Annotated in this window: 17 protein-coding genes; 10 read left to right on the top strand and 7 right to left on the bottom strand. The window is 63.0% G+C overall.

All coding sequences use genetic code 11. The annotated features are described in order from the left end of the window. Positions 1–5 precede the first annotated feature (5 nt). The 4 genes from M0954_RS16845 to M0954_RS16830 form a co-directional block, all read right to left on the bottom strand. On the bottom strand, positions 6–854 hold the full coding sequence (locus M0954_RS16845) for an NRDE family protein (protein WP_297354368.1): 849 nt from the start codon (positions 852–854) through the stop codon (positions 6–8). A 97-nt stretch (positions 855–951) separates the two neighbouring features. Next, positions 952–1,368, bottom strand: a complete 417-nt coding sequence (locus M0954_RS16840) for a PIN domain-containing protein (RefSeq protein WP_122154697.1) — start codon at positions 1,366–1,368, stop codon at positions 952–954. Further along, positions 1,355–1,588 (bottom strand): AbrB/MazE/SpoVT family DNA-binding domain-containing protein, encoded by a 234-nt coding sequence (locus M0954_RS16835; protein ID WP_122154698.1) that lies wholly within the window; start codon positions 1,586–1,588, stop codon positions 1,355–1,357. The genes M0954_RS16840 and M0954_RS16835 overlap by 14 nt, the downstream gene beginning before the upstream one ends. Before the next feature lie 69 nt (positions 1,589–1,657). Then, a complete protein-coding gene (locus tag M0954_RS16830) occupies positions 1,658–2,719 on the bottom strand; it encodes a folate-binding protein (RefSeq protein ID WP_297354366.1) in 1,062 nt (353 codons plus the stop codon). Positions 2,720–2,797: 78 nt separating this feature from the next. On the opposite strand from M0954_RS16830, the gene mltG reads away from it, so the two are divergent. From mltG to M0954_RS16780, 10 genes are all read left to right on the top strand, one after another. Next, positions 2,798–3,808: an endolytic transglycosylase MltG gene (gene mltG / locus M0954_RS16825; protein ID WP_123385799.1), complete on the top strand. Its 1,011-nt coding sequence runs from the start codon at positions 2,798–2,800 to the stop codon at positions 3,806–3,808. Then, the gene (gene tmk, locus M0954_RS16820) at positions 3,808–4,428 is read left to right on the top strand and encodes a dTMP kinase (RefSeq protein ID WP_122154700.1); all 621 of its coding nucleotides are present in this window, start codon (positions 3,808–3,810) and stop codon (positions 4,426–4,428) included. Before mltG ends, tmk begins: the two co-directional genes overlap by 1 nt. 93 nt (positions 4,429–4,521) lie before the next feature. After that, positions 4,522–5,559 carry a DNA polymerase III subunit delta' gene (locus M0954_RS16815; protein ID WP_122154701.1) on the top strand — a complete coding sequence of 346 codons (1,038 nt, stop codon included), beginning with the start codon at positions 4,522–4,524 and terminating at the stop codon, positions 5,557–5,559. 186 nt (positions 5,560–5,745) lie between these two features. Further along, positions 5,746–6,252, top strand: coding sequence for a GNAT family N-acetyltransferase (locus M0954_RS16810; protein WP_297354364.1), 507 nt, complete (start codon positions 5,746–5,748; stop codon positions 6,250–6,252). A 46-nt stretch (positions 6,253–6,298) separates the two neighbouring features. Further along, positions 6,299–7,090, top strand: a complete 792-nt coding sequence (locus M0954_RS16805; RefSeq protein ID WP_297354362.1) for a TatD family hydrolase — start codon at positions 6,299–6,301, stop codon at positions 7,088–7,090. Between the two features lie 52 nt (positions 7,091–7,142). Continuing rightward, positions 7,143–7,898 carry an ankyrin repeat domain-containing protein gene (locus M0954_RS16800; RefSeq protein WP_122154704.1) on the top strand — a complete coding sequence of 252 codons (756 nt, stop codon included), beginning with the start codon at positions 7,143–7,145 and terminating at the stop codon, positions 7,896–7,898. A gap of 118 nt (positions 7,899–8,016) precedes the next feature. Continuing rightward, a complete protein-coding gene (locus M0954_RS16795) occupies positions 8,017–8,373 on the top strand; it encodes a Rap1a/Tai family immunity protein (RefSeq protein WP_122154705.1) in 357 nt (118 codons plus the stop codon). Between the two features lie 206 nt (positions 8,374–8,579). Beyond that, on the top strand, positions 8,580–9,992 hold the full coding sequence (otsA, locus tag M0954_RS16790) for an alpha,alpha-trehalose-phosphate synthase (UDP-forming) (protein WP_123384083.1): 1,413 nt from the start codon (positions 8,580–8,582) through the stop codon (positions 9,990–9,992). Between the two features lie 49 nt (positions 9,993–10,041). Further along, positions 10,042–11,211, top strand: a complete 1,170-nt coding sequence (locus M0954_RS16785) for an AAA family ATPase (RefSeq protein ID WP_297354360.1) — start codon at positions 10,042–10,044, stop codon at positions 11,209–11,211. A 274-nt stretch (positions 11,212–11,485) separates the two neighbouring features. After that, a complete protein-coding gene (locus tag M0954_RS16780; RefSeq protein WP_122154708.1) occupies positions 11,486–12,559 on the top strand; it encodes a glycosyltransferase family 4 protein in 1,074 nt (357 codons plus the stop codon). 96 nt (positions 12,560–12,655) lie between these two features. Here M0954_RS16780 and M0954_RS16775 read toward each other — a convergent pair whose 3' ends face one another. The 3 genes from M0954_RS16775 to M0954_RS16765 all read right to left on the bottom strand — a co-directional run bounded on the left by M0954_RS16775 (position 12,656) and on the right by M0954_RS16765 (position 14,672). After that, positions 12,656–13,243 (bottom strand): YSC84-related protein, encoded by a 588-nt coding sequence (locus M0954_RS16775; RefSeq protein ID WP_297354358.1) that lies wholly within the window; start codon positions 13,241–13,243, stop codon positions 12,656–12,658. Positions 13,244–13,596: 353 nt separating this feature from the next. Then, entirely contained in the window at positions 13,597–14,043 is a 447-nt protein-coding gene (locus M0954_RS16770) for a hypothetical protein (protein WP_122154710.1), read from the bottom strand. Between the two features lie 341 nt (positions 14,044–14,384). Further along, a complete protein-coding gene (locus tag M0954_RS16765) occupies positions 14,385–14,672 on the bottom strand; it encodes a PsiF family protein (protein ID WP_122154711.1) in 288 nt (95 codons plus the stop codon). Positions 14,673–15,204 lie beyond the last annotated feature (532 nt).

Here is a 15,204-nt window from a genome sequence, read left to right as displayed (position 1 = left end):
CCGCCTCAGCGTTCGATATTGAACGCGAAGCTACGCTCGAAGTCACCGGGGCGTGCCACGCGATGCGAGCCGTTGTCGTCGCTGCGTTCGGCGACCGTCGCACTCAGGTGATTGCCATGCATGTCGTGCGTGCCGTTGATGCCGTTCGCCACGACCCGCAAGGCCGTCGTACCGCGCGTCCCGTACTCCGGCGATTCGATAAACGCCGCCGACAGCACCCGCTCCCGTTCGAGCGGGATGCCGGTGGACGGCAACTGGTCGTCGCGGGCGAGGCGGGTATCGCGCATCAGTTCGATCAGACCTTCGAGCGGCACGAGCGGGTCGGACGCGACCAGCGCGCCCAGCTCGGCGCGCTTTCGCACAAGCTTGGGCCACGGTGTATCGAGCACGGCATTCGAGATGCCATGCGTGCCGGCTTCGAGCAACGCCGGCGGCGCGGCCGAGCGGTTGCAATACCAGCCAAGTTCGCGCCGCGACCAGTCGCCCACCAGCAGGTTAAAACCGTTGTAGATATCACCGTCCTGCGCAACCCGCTGCAGGTAGTCGAGTGGCGTGTTTTCGGCGGACGGCTCGCCCAGCAGCCAGTGGCTGACCAGCGTGCCGCGCGTCGGCGCATCGGCGCGCATCTCGTGCGGCGCGCGGTAATTCGTCAGTGCTGCAAAACGGCCGTCGCGCGTCATGCCAAGCCACGTGCCGCCGCCCACCAGATCGCGCCCGGCCAGCAGGTTCGGCGCTTCGGCCCACCAGTGCATGGGATCGGCGGTGCGGCGAAAGAATTCGTCGCGATTGGCGGCGAGTGTGAAAAGCGGGCCGTCGGCCGCATCGGGCCGCCAGTCGAAGACGATCAGGCACATCGGGGGCTGTCTCCCGCGGTGGAGTGAGGGCGTGCGCGGCGGTCAGACGGTGGAGGATTCGGGGCGGCAGTGACCGTGTTGGACGAGAGCAAAATCTCTACAACGCCGGCCCGGTGAACGGGTTACGAATCCGCAACTGGTGATCGACGAGCAGGCCATTCTGCATGTCTTCGGAATACAAGGTTTCGCATCCACTGACTAGCGCCGCGCCAACGATCATTGCGTCGTAGACGCTCAATCCATAGCGCTCGGCCACGCGTCTGCCGCAATCGTGCATCTCGACAGTCAGCGGTTCGACCGCGCATAGCGAACGGACAAGCGATAGCACGTCGTTGAGTTCGGCCCACGACATCGCCAGTTTGCGGCGCGCCACATTGGCGACCTCGTTCAGCACTTGCACGCTGATGAGACCGCCAGCCCGCACAGTGGATTCGGCACGATCCGCCTTGCTCGCATCACTCGACAGAAGGTATAGGAGCACGTTTGTGTCGATAAACGCTTTAGCCACGGCCATTCGCGTCGTCCCGGTCAAACGTGAAATCGGCCGGAAGCGTGCCGCGGAAAGTGCGCAGGCGGGCAAGAAACTCCTCGCGACCGGGTTTCCTTTTTAACTCGAACATCCTGGCGTCGGCAATTCGCACTTCAACGTCATCGCCTTCGCGCAATTCCAGCGCATCGACCACCGACGCGGGTAGGCGAATTGCGAGGCTATTTCCCCATTTCGAGACTTGCATGATGCATCTCCCAGATTGATATACATAAAGCAAAGTATATCAATCTTGCGGGGCGACCGCCAAGCCTCATCAAACCTCAGTCGGCAACGTGTACGGCAGCGCCAGAAAGGTCAGCGCCGGCCCATCAGCCGCACCAAGATGAACCGACCCCGACTCGAGCGCCGCGAGCTTGACCTCGACCAGCACATCCACACCGCCTTCCGGCGCCGAAGCGGCATTCACGACCATGCCGCACGGCTGGCCCGGATCCGCCGAGTGGAACAGCTCCATACCCGGCGCGACCGTAGCAAGTTCCCCCGCCACATTGGCCAGCGACGTGCGCCGTTTGATCGTGCCGCGATACTGGCTGCGCGCCACGACTTCCTGCCCTGGATAGCAGCCCTTGCGGAAATTCACGCCGCCGAGCACATCGAAATTGACCATCTGCGGCACGAACTGCTCGACCACCGGCTGGGTAATCCGCGGCTCGCCCGCACGAATATCGAGCCAGTCCCACACCGCCGCCGAGGCGCGCGTGAGTTTGCCGTCGAAGAGCGGCAGACGCGCCTCAACCTCAGCCTTCGGCCCGACCCACAAGTAACGCAGCTTCCCGAGCGCATCCGGCACGCGGATCAGCGAACCGGCGGGCCCGTCCACCTTCACATGCACGCCATCGGGCAGCGCGTCGAATACGCCCGACAACGCCTTGCGCACATCGCCCGCCAGGCCCACCACCGCCAGTTCGCCGCTCGCATCCGAGAGCTTCGCTTTAGCGCGCAGCACGAACATCGACAGACGTTTCTGCACGGCGGCCTGGATGTCCTTCGACACCAGCAGGCGGATCGTCTCGCCGCTGCGCCAGTTCAGAAACGACGCCAGCAGACGCCCCTTGGCCGAACAGTAGCCCGCCAGACGCGCATTGGCCGCATCGAGATGCTGGGTATCGTTGGTCAACTGACCGTGCAGGAAGCTTGCCGCGTCGTCGCCGGTCGCATCGATCACGCCGAACTGCGTGAGCGGCATATAGGCGCCGTGCGCGCTGACAGCGTCGAATTCTTCGTGCGTGGGACGCGGCAGCGGGGCGAGCGTGACCGGTGAGGCGGCAGTCGTGGCAGCAGCGTTGCCAGGGGCAGAAGCGAGCGGTGCGTTCATGGATTTAGAGATCAGTCAATTCTGACTTTGGCTAAGGCAAGCAAGTATTATATGGACTTCACCCAAGCCATGTTCCGCATGTCCCTCCTGAAGAAATGTCTCGTTGCCGGCACGATTGTCGTTGCGCTGGCCGCAGCCGCCGTTGTCGGCGGATACCACTGGGCCAACAGCCCCATCAACCTGACACCCCCGCAACTCGATGTGACCGTCAAACCGCATAGCAGCCTGCGCAGCGTCACGCTGCAGCTGAACCGCGGCGGCGTGCCGGTCGAGCCGGAACTGTTCGTCGTCATGACGCGTCTGCTCGGGCTGCAGACGCAGCTCAAATCGGGCAACTACGAGTTCAAGAGCGGCGTGACGCCGTACGAAGTGCTGCAGAAGCTTGCTCGCGGCGACGTCAACGAATACGTCGCAACGATCATCGAAGGCTGGACCTTCAAGCACATGCGTGCCGAACTGGATGCCAATCCGGCCGTCAAGCACGATACGGCCGGCATGAGCGACGCCGATCTGCTGACCGCGATCGGCGCACCGGAAGCGTCGATCGGCAACGGCGAAGGGTTGTTTTTCCCCGACACCTACCTGTTCGACAAGAACACCAGCGACCTCGACGTGTACCGGCGCGCCTATCATCTGATGCGCGAGCGCCTCGACGAAGCGTGGATGGCACGTTCACCAGGCCTGCCGTACAAGACGCCGTATGATGCACTGACGATGGCATCCATCATCGAGAAGGAAACCGGCAAGCCCTCGGACCGGCCCATGGTCGCGGCGGTGTTCGCGAACCGGCTGCGCGTGGGCATGCCGCTGCAGACCGATCCGACGGTGATCTACGGAATGGGCGACGGCTACACGGGCCATCTGCACAAGCGCGACCTGCTGGCCGACACGCCCTACAACACGTATACGCGCATGGGCCTACCGCCAACGCCCATTTCGTTGCCAGGCGTCGCGTCGCTGCAGGCGGCGCTGAACCCGGCGCAGACCACCGCGCTGTACTTCGTGTCGCGCGGCGACGGCAGCAGCATTTTTTCTGACACACTCGGCGATCACAACAAGGCCGTCGACAAATATATTCGAGGGCAATGATGGCGCGGGGCAAATTCATCACATTCGAAGGCATTGACGGGGCGGGCAAGACCACCCATCTCGCGTGGTTTCGCGAGCGCCTCGAAGCGCACATTGCGGCGAGCGGCCGGAGCGTCGTCATGACGCGCGAACCGGGCGGCACGGCGCTCGGCGAGTCGCTGCGCGAGCTCCTGCTGCACCAGACGATGGACCTCGAAACCGAGGCGCTGCTGATGTTCGCGGCACGCCGCGAACATCTGGCGCAGGTCATCGAGCCGGCGCTCGCGCACGGCGACTGGGTGCTGTCCGATCGCTTCAGCGACGCCACGTTCGCCTACCAGGGCGGTGGCCGCGGCTTGCCGCGCGACAAGCTCGAAGCCCTGGAGCGTTGGGTGCAGGGCGGCTTTCAGCCGGACCTGACGCTGCTGTTCGACGTGTCGCCGGACACCGCCAGCGAGCGCCGCAGCTCGGCGCGCGAGCCGGATCGCTTCGAAAGCGAATCGGACGCGTTTTTCACCCGCACGCGCGCCGAATATCTGCGCCGGGCCGAAGAAGCGCCTTACCGGTTCGCTATCATTGACTCCACACAGAGCATTCCACAGATTCAGAAAAGACTTGAAGAGTTGATCACAACGCTTTGATTATTTAATAATATTAGCCAGATTTATAGCATTGAAGAAGCTCGCGTTTCGCTTTAGAAAATGCCGTCAACTGATTGAATTAAAAGAGAAACAATGATTTATCCGTGGCAAGCCGATGACTGGAACCGTCTGCAACAGCTACGCGGACATTGGCCGCATGCGTTGCTGCTCCATGGCCAGGCGGGAATCGGCAAGCTGCGCTTTGCGCAGCATCTGGCGCAAGGGCTGTTGTGCGAGGCCCAACTCCCTAACGGCGAACCGTGCGGGACGTGCGCCGCGTGCCACTGGTTCGTGCAGGGCAACCATCCGGACTACCGGATCGTCGTGCCCGAGGCGCTAGCCGCCGAAGCGGGTCTCGCCAACGCGGCCGCTGACGAAAAGGCTGAAAAAGCCGACGCCGACGACGCCAAAAAGACCCGCGCGCCGAGCAAGGAAATCAAGATCGAACAGGTGCGCGCACTGTTGGATTTCACCGGCGTGGGCTCGCATCGAGGCGGCGCGCGCGTTGTCGTGCTCGCGCCTGCCGAGGCGCTCAACGTCGCGGCGGCCAACGCGCTGCTGAAAACGCTCGAAGAGCCGCCGGCGGGCGTCGTGTTCCTGATGGTGTCCGCGCGCATCGACCGCCTGTTGCCGACCATCATCAGCCGTTGCCGCCAGTGGCCAATGACGGCCCCCGCGCCGGAGATCGCCACGCCGTGGCTCGCCGCGCAGGGCGTGGCCGAGGCGCCGGCGCTGCTTGCCGAGGCGGGCGGCGCGCCGCTCACCGCGCTGGCGCTGGCGAGCGACGAGAACCGGACCTTGCGCGACTGGACCCTCAAACAGCTCGCTGCCGGCCCGCAGTGCGATGCGTTTGCGTGCGCCGAGGCGCTGCAGAAGCTGCCGGTGCCGCTTGTGCTCGGCTGGCTGCAGCGCTGGCTGTATGACCTGCTGGCCCAGCGGACCGCCGGGGCGCCGCGTTACTTCCCGCAGGCTGCGGTGGCGCTGGACCGCTGCGCGGCGCAGACGGATGCCACGGCGTTCGCGCGTTTCATCAAGACCGTGACGCGCCAGCGCGCGGTGGAAAACCATCCGCTGAACGCTCGGCTGGTCTTCGAGGAACTGTTTATCGGCTATCGCGATCTGTTCGCCTGAGGCGGCTGGCCAGTCGCCGCGTGCGTCGGCCTCCCTTAGGCTGACCCGTTGACAGGCGAGCGGCAAGACGGGCCGCTCGCGGCCTTGGCTGTGCAGCGCGATCACACGCGGTTCGCGGCCCGGTTATGCCTCGGTTTCACTATCCGTACCTGACTTTTTGAACTAACACCTGACACGCACGCCATCATGAGTCTTTCGTACCGCGACGCCACACTCGACGATCTGTCCGCCATCGTCGCCATCTACAACTCGACCGTGCCGTCGCGCCTGGTGACGGCGGATCTCGAGCCGGTGAGCGTCGAAAGCCGGCTCGCATGGTTTCACGCGCACGGGCCGGAAAAGCGGCCGCTGTGGGTAGTGGAAGACGGCGACCGGATCATCGCGTGGCTGAGCTTTTCCGATTTTTACGGCCGCCCGGCCTATCTGCGCACGGCCGAGGTCAGCATCTATCTGGACGAAGCGGCACGCGGCAAAGGGCTCGGCAAGCAGTTGCTGGCCGAGGCGCTGTCGGCCGCGCCGGGGCTTGGCATTCACACCGTGCTGGGCTTCATTTTCGGCCACAATGAAGCGAGCCTGCGCCTGTTCCGCAGCTTCGGGTTTGGCGAGTGGGGCGCGCTGCCGCGCGTCGCGGTGCTGGACGGCATCGAGCGCGACCTGTTGATTCTCGGCCGGCGGCTCGACTCCGCTGCCTGATGCCGGCTAGCTGACCCATACCCATCCGATTCAGCAGGACACCACCATGTTTGTCGATTCACACTGCCACATCAACTTCGAAGGACTCGGCGACCGCCTCCCGCAGGTCATCGATAACATGCGCAGCCACTCGGTCACGCATGCGCTGTGCGTCTCCGTCGACCTCGAAAGCCTGCCCTCCGTGCTGGCGGTCGCCGACGCGTACGAGAATGTCTTCGCCTCGGTTGGCGTGCACCCGGATAATGAGGATGCACGGGAGCCGAGCGTGGCCGAGCTGGTCGAACTGGCCAAACATCCCAAAGTGGTGGCGATCGGCGAGACCGGCCTCGACTACTACCGCCTCGAAGGCCGCACGATTGCGGACATGGAATGGCAGCGCGAGCGCTTTCGCACCCATATCCGCGCGGCGCATGCCACGGGCAAGCCGCTCATCATCCACACCCGCTCGTCGTCGGAAGACACGCTGCGGATCATGGCCGAGGAGCGCGCGGGCGAGCCGGGCGGTGTGATGCACTGCTTCACGGAACCGTGGGCCATCGCCGAACAGGCGCTGGCGCAGAATTTTTACATCTCGCTGTCAGGCATCGTCACGTTCAAGAGCGCGACCGAGGTGCAGGACGTGGCGCGACGGGTGCCGCTCGAGCGTTTGCTGATCGAAACCGACTCGCCGTACCTCGCGCCGGTGCCTTATCGTGGCAAGCCGAATGAACCTGCGTACGTAAGTTATGTCGGACGCTTCATCGCGCAACAACGCGAGATGCCGGATGCGGCGCTGGCCGCCGCAACAACCGAAAACTTCTTCCGGCTCTTCAGGATTCCCGCAGCAGCAGCCGCGTGAATCTGGAAATTGAATATTATCAACAAGATAGGGACGATTCCTAAAGCTATATATGAATAAATATCTGACCCAGACCAACGCCCGGAACGCTTCGTCCTCCGTTGTAAACGCCAACCGCACACGCGTCCTCGCTTCACTGCGTCGTGGCGCCGCCCGCGTGTCGCGCGTCGCGCTGGCCGGCGGCTTCGCCTGCGCGGCGCTTGCCGCATTGCCGGCTCACGCCGCGCCGGCCGACACGATGATCAAGGCCGTCAAGTTCGACGATGTGAACGAGGTCAACAAGCAGCTTTCGCACGGCATGGACCCGAACCTGACCGACGATCAGGGCATCCCGCTGCTGGTGCTGGCCGCGCGTGAGAAGTCGGACAAAGTGGCCGCGGCGCTGGTCGCCAACCCGAAGACCAACATCGAGATCACGGACAAGGCCGACGAAAACGCCATGATGATGGCGTCGCTCAATGGCGACATCAACATCGTGCAACTGCTGATCGCGAAAGACGCCGAAGTCAACAAGAAGGGCTGGGCGCCGTTGCACTACGCGGCCGCCAACGGTCACGACGACGTCGTCAAGCTGCTGCTCGACCATTCCGCTTACGTCGACGCCGGCTCGCCGAACGGCACCACGCCGCTGATGATGGCTGCACGCGGCGGCCATGTGTCGACCGTGAAGCTGCTGCTCGACAACGGCGCCGACCTGAATGTGAAAAACCAGATCGGCATGAACGCGCTCGACTTTGCCAAGCAGTACAAGGAACCGGATGTCGTCGAGGGCCTGACGGCGAGAATGCAGCAAACGCAGCAGAAGTAACTTGCCGGCATGCCTCGCATGCAGAAAAACAGTGCAGAATGACGGCTACGGCGCGCTTTGGGGCGCGCCGTTTCTATGCGGCATCAGACCGCTCGATAATTACCCTGGAAGGATCACCATGCTGCGGGCTTTGATTTGCGCCAGTGCGCTTGCCGTACCGCTAACGGCAGCCGCATTCACGGGAGGCGACCTCAACAAGCTGTGCGAGAAAACGGATGTGGCATCGCGTAGCGCGTGCGCTGCGTATATCGAAGGCGCGGCCGACGGCGTCTTCAACACGATTGACGCGATTGGCGGCACCACCGGTCCGCGGGTGGGCCAGTATTTCTGCCTGCCGCCGGAAGCGCGCTCGCAACAGCTGACCGATGCGGTGCGCAAGTACATTGCGGAGAATCCGAACGCGGTGGGTTATAACGCCAGCACCGCGATTTCGCTGGGGCTCGGCAAGGCGTTTCCCTGCCGAAGCGGCGAGTAACGCGCCAGCCGAAATCCGCCTGGGACCGGCTGCGTGAAGCAGTCCGAGGTGTGCCTGAACCCTGTCCGCGGTCCCTGCATGAAGCCTGGCTACCATCGGGCTTGCAACTGATCGTCCTCGCGACCGGTCGAACTGTCATTTCTTAGCCGCGAACCAGGGCGACGCGCCAACGCGCGGACGCCCTCGGAACCAGGAGGACAACAGACATGGGCAGGTTGATCGTCGTATCGAATCGTGTGGCAACCCCGACCGAAACCAAGGGATCGGCAGGGGGACTCGCGGTCGGTGTATTCGGTGCGTTGAAGGACGCGGGGGGCGTGTGGTTCGGCTGGAGCGGCGACGTCGTCAGCGAAACCGTCGCCAACGCAGGGCCGACGATCGAGCAGGAAGGCGCCGTGACCTTCGCTACCGTCGGGCTCACGCGCAAGGACTACGATCAGTATTACCGCGGGTTTTCGAACGCGACGCTGTGGCCGGTCTTCCACTATCGCAACGATCTTGCGCGCTACGAGCGCGAGGAATATGCCGGCTACCGGCGCGTCAACGCGTGGCTCGCCCACCGTCTAATCAAGCTGCTCGAACCCGACGACATCATCTGGGTCCACGACTACCATCTGATTCCGTTCGCCGAAGCGCTGCGCTCCGAAGGCATCACGAATCGCATTGGTTTCTTCCTGCATATCCCGTTTCCCGCGCCGCAGATCCTGCTGAACATCCCGCCGCATGAAGAGCTGGCGAAGTCGCTGTGCTGCTATGACCTGCTCGGTTTTCAGACCACCACCGACGAGCTCGCCTTTCACGATTACCTCGTGCGGCACGCGCGCGGCAGCGTGACGGCCGACGGTCACGCCGAAGCCTTTGGACGCCGTCTGCGTACGGGCGTCTACCGGATCGGCGTGTTCCCCGACGAGATCGCCGAACAGGCGCAGCGCTACGAGAGCCGTCAGCATGTGCTCGACCTCAAGCAGAGCCTCGAAGGCCGCAAGCTGATCATGAGCGTCGACCGGCTCGACTATTCGAAAGGCCTCGTCGAACGGTTCCGCGCCTTCGAGCATCTGCTGGAGCGCTCGCCGGAGTGGCGCGGCAACGTCACGCTGGTGCAGATCGCGCCGCCCACCCGTTCTGACGTCGTCACTTATCAGCAGATCCGCCAGGACCTTGAATACGAAGCAGGGCGCATCAACGGCCGCTATTCGGGCCTCGACTACACGCCGATCCGCTATCTGAACCAGCGTTACGACCGCTGGAAGCTGATGTCGCTGTTCCGCGAGTCGCAAATCGGCTTCGTCACGCCGCTGCACGACGGCATGAACCTCGTCGCCAAGGAGTATGTGGCGGCCCAGAACCCCGACGATCCTGGCGTGCTGGTGCTGTCGATCTTCGCCGGCGCGGCGGCGGAACTGAGCGGCGCGCTGCTGGTGAATCCCCATGACTCAGTGGGGATGTGCGAAGCGCTGCAGCGTGCGCTGTCCATGCCGCTAGAGGCCAGGCAGCGGCGCCATGAGATCAACATGGAAGCACTGCGCAAGAACGATCTCGGTGTATGGCGCGACTCGTTCCTGCAAGACTTGCGCAGCGTCCCGCTGCATGGGGCGGGTGCCGCGGGACGGTCGTTCTGATGGGTGGCACGAGTGGTGGATCGATGAGCGCCGCGTGGCCGGAGGCGTCATGCTGACCACGCTGGCGATTGCCAACTATCGTTCGCTGCGCGAAGTGATCGCGCCGCTTGGCCCATTGAACATCGTCACCGGACCGAACGGCAGCGGCAAGTCGAGCGTGTATCGCGCGTTGCGGCTACTGGCGATGACGGCGCGCGGCGGCGTGATTGCCTCGCTGGCGCGTGAAGGCGGCTTGCCGTCGACGCTCTGGGCTGGCCCCGAGCGCTTCTCGCGCGGCATGCTGAGCGGCGAGCTGCCGGTGCAGGGTGTGCGTCGCGACGAGCCGGTTAATCTGCGGCTCGGCTTTGCCGGCGACCAGTTCGGTTATGCGATCGACCTCGGCTTGCCGACCATCAAGGCGACGACGACCGCGTTCTCGCTCGACCCGGTCATCAAGCGCGAATGCATCTGGAGCGGTCCGCTGCTGCGGCCCTCCGCGATGCTGGTGGACCGCCACGGCGCGACGCTGCGCACGCGTGACGACAGCGGCGAGTGGCAGACCATCCCGCAGCCGGTAGCGAGCTTCGACAGCATGATGACGGAGTTTTCCGACCCGCGTACCGCGCCGGAAATGATCGCAGTGCGCGAGCAGATCCGTTCGTGGCGTTTCTACGACCATTTCCGCACCGATAGCGAGTCCCCCGTGCGCCTGCCGCAGATCGGCACGCACACACCGGTGCTCGGCGACGACGGCGCGGATCTCGCCGCAGCGTTGCAGACGATCCGCGAAATCGGCGACGCGGCGGCGCTCGATGACGCCATCGACGACGCGTTTCCCGGCGCCAGCGTCGCGGTGATCAACCTCGATGGCCGCTTCGAAGTGACGATGCATCAGCACGGGCTATTGCGCCCGCTGAAGGGCGCCGAGCTATCCGATGGCACCTTGCGCTATCTGCTGCTGGTGGCGGCATTGTTGACGCCGCGCCCGCCCGCCTTGCTGGTGCTGAACGAACCGGAGACGAGTCTGCATCCCGACCTGCTGCCCGCATTGGCGCGATTGATTGCCCGCGCCTCGCGCCATTCGCAGGTGCTGGTGGTGTCGCACGCGGCGCGCCTGATTGCCGCGCTCGAACGGGAAGACGACAGTCAGTCCATCGTGCTCGAAAAGCAGCTGGGCGCTACCCGGATTGCCGGCGCGGATGCGCTCGATCTGCCGCCGTGGAAGTGGCCTTCGCGATAAGCCGGGATGTGTTTCCTGACTGTAACAGCACATAGGAATTGAAAGGTTTGTGGGCTTTTTCCTACGCGATCGGCAATAATCGGCGGTAACCAGCGAAATAAGCTGGTGAAATAAGCGACTCAAACTGGCGGCAGCAAACACAACGCCGGTCATTACATTGATTGGAGACATAGGCGCTGGCATACTCGTGCGCCGCTGACATGGCCGTTGCAGGCTGCTGCGCTGGATGTCCGGGCTCAGCGCGGTCAGGCCGTCAGTTTCACGGAGAGACACGATGAGAATTGCACAGATCGCCCCCTTGACCGAATCGGTGCCGCCCAAGCTGTATGGCGGGACCGAGCGTGTCGTGTCGTACATCACTGAGGCGCTGGTCGACCTCGGCCACGACGTGACGCTGTTTGCCAGCGGCGACTCGGTGACCTCCGCAAAACTAGAGGCTGTGTGGCCACGCGCCCTGCGGCTCGACCCCGGCATCCGGGACCGCATCGCACCACATATGCTGCTGATGGAACTGGTGCGCCGCCAGGCCGACCAGTTCGACGTGCTCCATTTCCACATGGACTATTACTCGTTCTCGGTGTTCAAGCGCCAGGAGACACCGTTCGTCACGACGCTGCATGGCCGTCTCGATTTGCCCGAGCAACAACCTGTGTTCGACACGTTCAACACCGCGCCGGTGATCTCGATTTCGAACTCGCAACGCCAGCCCTTGCCGCAGGCCAAATGGCTGACCACGGTCTATCACGGGCTGCCTGAGAACCTCTATACACCGCAGCCGGTCGAGCAGAAGTATCTGGCGTTCCTCGGCCGGATCTCGCCGGAAAAGCGCGTCGACACGGCGATTCGCATTGCGGGCCGCTGCGGCCTGCCGATCCGCATCGCGGCAAAAGTCGACAGCGCGGATCTCGAATACTTCGAGCGCGATATCAAACCGCTGCTGGACCTGCCGTACGTGGAATTCATCGGCGAGATTGCCGATCACCAGAAGGCCGAATTCCTGTCGGGCGCGCATGCGCTGCTGTTCCCGATCGACTGGCCCGAGCCGTTCGGTCTCGTGATGATCGAGGCGATGGCCTGTGGCACGCCCGTGATCGGCTTCAATCGCGGGGCCGTGCCGGAAGTGCTGGACGACGGCGTGACAGGCTTTATCGTCGAAGACGAGATTGGCGCAGTGGCTGCCGTGAACCGTCTGCATAAGGTGCCGCGCGCCGGTGTGCGGGAGCACTTCGAGGCTCGCTTCACGTCACACCGGATGGCGCAGGAGTATGTCCAGGCGTATCAGTCGGTGATTCGCGCGCAAAAGCGTTCACGTTTCAAGGTGATCGATACGACCACGACGCCGCGTTGATCCCAGCGTGCGTGGCAAATAAAAACGGCGATGCCTGGCAGCATCGCCGTTTTTGCGTGGGACCGCGTAATGCAAGCGATCCCGGAGCCCGCCTGCTTAGATATGCAGGCGCGACACCTTCGTACCGTTGAGCGAGATGTCGCCCATCAGACCAGCATTGGTCAGGATGAACACTTCGACCGGTGCGGTGGCCGTAGTGGTGTCGATCGCGCCGTTCGCGCCCATCTTGACGAGGGCGACCGAGGCATCGCCGCCTGCCGACCAGCCGTCGGTATTGCGGAATTTGTCGAGCGAGTCCTGCGTCATGAACAGGAAGATGATGGCCTTCGATTGCGCGCCGGCCTGCAGGCCGAACGAGCCCGAGACCGTGCTGTAGTAGCCGACCGTGCCGCCGCCGACCTTCAGGGAGCCCTCGCCATACTGGCCGCCGACGATAAAGCCGGCTTGCAGCACGGACGGGAACACCAATACGCCACGCGCCTTCGACACGAGCTCACGCGAGCCGGGCACCGTCTGGAAGAGGCGCGACATCGTCCCGTCGACGCTGGAGTCAATCGACTGGCGCTTCGACATATTGGTCGACGCGTTATCGGGGGTGCCCGACGAGGTGGTGCATCCTGCGAGTGCAAGGCTTCCGAAAGCTAGCGCAGTGGTAGTCTTCAGCATGAAGTTTCGTCTTTGCATCGTTTTTCTCCGTCACGGTTCCTGGGTGCAACCACGCGTTTTACCGGGCTGCCAAGATAGTTATATCACACGCACGAGTAAAGGGTGCGTTCCCGCTTGCGACGAAAACCCTTGTGGGACGGGCGTTTGCGGCAAATATGAAAAGTCTGCAGGGTAACTCTGACCGATCACTGGACCGCCTTCGAAGGGCTTCGTACGCACCGAAGGACGCAGAATTTGTGCCCGATATGGCGGCTCCCCAGCAACGGCGGAGCGATGTCCGTCGCGCACCCGGCATGTCGTTTTTTACCGATTTTCGGCACGACGTAATGTGTTTGAAATAAATATGAAAGAATCCCTGCCGTGTGCACCCTTCAATGATTCTGCGTGCTTTTGACGGGTGGAGGCCGGCGCAACGCGCGGCGAATGCCGCCGATCAGCGCACCGAGGAGAAACAGCGTGATGGCGGGCACGATCCAGTAGCCGACGAATGCGTGCCACAGATAAGCGAACAGCGTAGTGCGGCGCAGGGAGTATTCGTCACGCGCCTCCTGCTGGCGTGGCGCATTGGCGGTCAGCACGTCTGACGGGCAGCCTGCCGCGCGCGCCTCATCCGGCTCGCCATGACAGCGGGCCGAGGCACCGGCGGCGCGTTGCGCGTCGGTGAAATTCCACGTGGTCAGGGCGCGATCGAGGTCGACGGCGTTGTAGGCCATTTCCTCCTGAATCTCGCGCACCGCGACGATCGCGACCGGCACCGCCCAAAAGACGATGACGACCAGCCACCGCCTGAACCAGCGGTTTTTCTGTCTCCATACCATTCTTGCCTCCGATCAATGCTCTGTGGCATCAACGACAAGATGGCGGCCCGATGGCGCATGGTGTTTTATAGGTGGGCCGTCTCCGCAGCCATCATAGAAGAAAATGCTGCAATCGGGGCGAACGGACTTTGAAAGGCGGGAAAGCGGCGGGGAGGCTGGACGGCGCTGACGGCCCTAGTAACGCTGACAGAGTGGTGAAGTGGTGACAGCGGTGACAGCGGTGACAGCGGTGCCGGCCCTTATGGCGGCGAGAGAGGCGCGGATTGCCGACAGTGGCATCGCGGAGGAGGCGCGGTTAGAACCGTGCCGTGCCTCCGCTGCAACGCCCAGAACGGCTCAGATCAGCTCTTGTTGCTCAGGCAGGTCGACATGAAGGCCTTGCGATCGTCGCCTTTCTTACCCGTGGCTTGTGTGTTGCAGGCCTTCATCTTGTCTTGCTGGGACATCGGCGCCGCGGCAGGTTTCGCCGACAGGCACGATTTCATAAAGGCCTTGCGGTCGTCGCCTTTCTTGTCGCCGGCTTGCTGGTTGCAGGCGGTCATCTTCGACTGCTGACTGTTTTGAGCGAAAGCGGGTGACGCCAACACGGCGCCGAGGACGAGGGCAGCGAACGCGGACTGGATCTTCATGGGACACTCCATCGGTAGTGAAACTGTTGTTGGTAGTTGTACAACCGGGCGTCACAGGCATCCGTTTGCCCATCGCCGTCGTTATTATGGCAAAACTGTCAGGTAAAACGGATGGCGATGTCGGGTGGTTGACAGGCAGCGGGGCTGGTTTTCCCTAGGCGCTTATCGGTTGGCGCTCGCCCGCTAATGACATTCAAGGCGCGCCTGGCACGAGCAAAATGCGCAGATAGTTCGGAATACAGAATGAATGACGAGTCAAAACCATACCTTTCACTTCCCTTGTCATCGTTTCCCGATGAACAGCGGTACCCCGCATTGATATAAGCTCGATTCGATTGGTTTCAATTGAAATTCGGAAGAAAATTCCGCCGTCATTGGAATTCCGCAATATTGACGTCATTGACTAAACCGGAAATATTTATCCGCTAATTCAGGAGGGATATCCATGCATTACCTGTTGATCTATGACCTCTGCGACGACTATCTCGAACGCCGGGCAAACTGGCGCGATGAGCATCTAAAGCTGGCGCGT

The sequence above is a fragment of the Paraburkholderia sp. genome (assembly GCF_026225065.1).
Classification (GTDB): domain Bacteria; phylum Pseudomonadota; class Gammaproteobacteria; order Burkholderiales; family Burkholderiaceae; genus Paraburkholderia.
Note: the sequence above shows the minus strand (reverse complement) of the source record. Positions and strands in the feature narration are given on the sequence as shown.

Coding starts and splice junctions, on each gene's coding strand:
- M0954_RS16845 (WP_297354368.1), bottom strand. CDS start 854: ATGTGCCTGATCGTCTTCGACTGGCGGCCCGATGCGGCCGACGGCCCG.
- M0954_RS16840 (WP_122154697.1), bottom strand. CDS start 1,368: ATGGCCGTGGCTAAAGCGTTTATCGACACAAACGTGCTCCTATACCTT.
- M0954_RS16835 (WP_122154698.1), bottom strand. CDS start 1,588: ATGCAAGTCTCGAAATGGGGAAATAGCCTCGCAATTCGCCTACCCGCG.
- M0954_RS16830 (WP_297354366.1), bottom strand. CDS start 2,719: ATGAACGCACCGCTCGCTTCTGCCCCTGGCAACGCTGCTGCCACGACT.
- mltG (WP_123385799.1), top strand. CDS start 2,798: ATGTCCCTCCTGAAGAAATGTCTCGTTGCCGGCACGATTGTCGTTGCG.
- tmk (WP_122154700.1), top strand. CDS start 3,808: ATGGCGCGGGGCAAATTCATCACATTCGAAGGCATTGACGGGGCGGGC.
- M0954_RS16815 (WP_122154701.1), top strand. CDS start 4,522: ATGATTTATCCGTGGCAAGCCGATGACTGGAACCGTCTGCAACAGCTA.
- M0954_RS16810 (WP_297354364.1), top strand. CDS start 5,746: ATGAGTCTTTCGTACCGCGACGCCACACTCGACGATCTGTCCGCCATC.
- M0954_RS16805 (WP_297354362.1), top strand. CDS start 6,299: ATGTTTGTCGATTCACACTGCCACATCAACTTCGAAGGACTCGGCGAC.
- M0954_RS16800 (WP_122154704.1), top strand. CDS start 7,143: ATGAATAAATATCTGACCCAGACCAACGCCCGGAACGCTTCGTCCTCC.
- M0954_RS16795 (WP_122154705.1), top strand. CDS start 8,017: ATGCTGCGGGCTTTGATTTGCGCCAGTGCGCTTGCCGTACCGCTAACG.
- otsA (WP_123384083.1), top strand. CDS start 8,580: ATGGGCAGGTTGATCGTCGTATCGAATCGTGTGGCAACCCCGACCGAA.
- M0954_RS16785 (WP_297354360.1), top strand. CDS start 10,042: ATGCTGACCACGCTGGCGATTGCCAACTATCGTTCGCTGCGCGAAGTG.
- M0954_RS16780 (WP_122154708.1), top strand. CDS start 11,486: ATGAGAATTGCACAGATCGCCCCCTTGACCGAATCGGTGCCGCCCAAG.
- M0954_RS16775 (WP_297354358.1), bottom strand. CDS start 13,243: ATGCAAAGACGAAACTTCATGCTGAAGACTACCACTGCGCTAGCTTTC.
- M0954_RS16770 (WP_122154710.1), bottom strand. CDS start 14,043: ATGGTATGGAGACAGAAAAACCGCTGGTTCAGGCGGTGGCTGGTCGTC.
- M0954_RS16765 (WP_122154711.1), bottom strand. CDS start 14,672: ATGAAGATCCAGTCCGCGTTCGCTGCCCTCGTCCTCGGCGCCGTGTTG.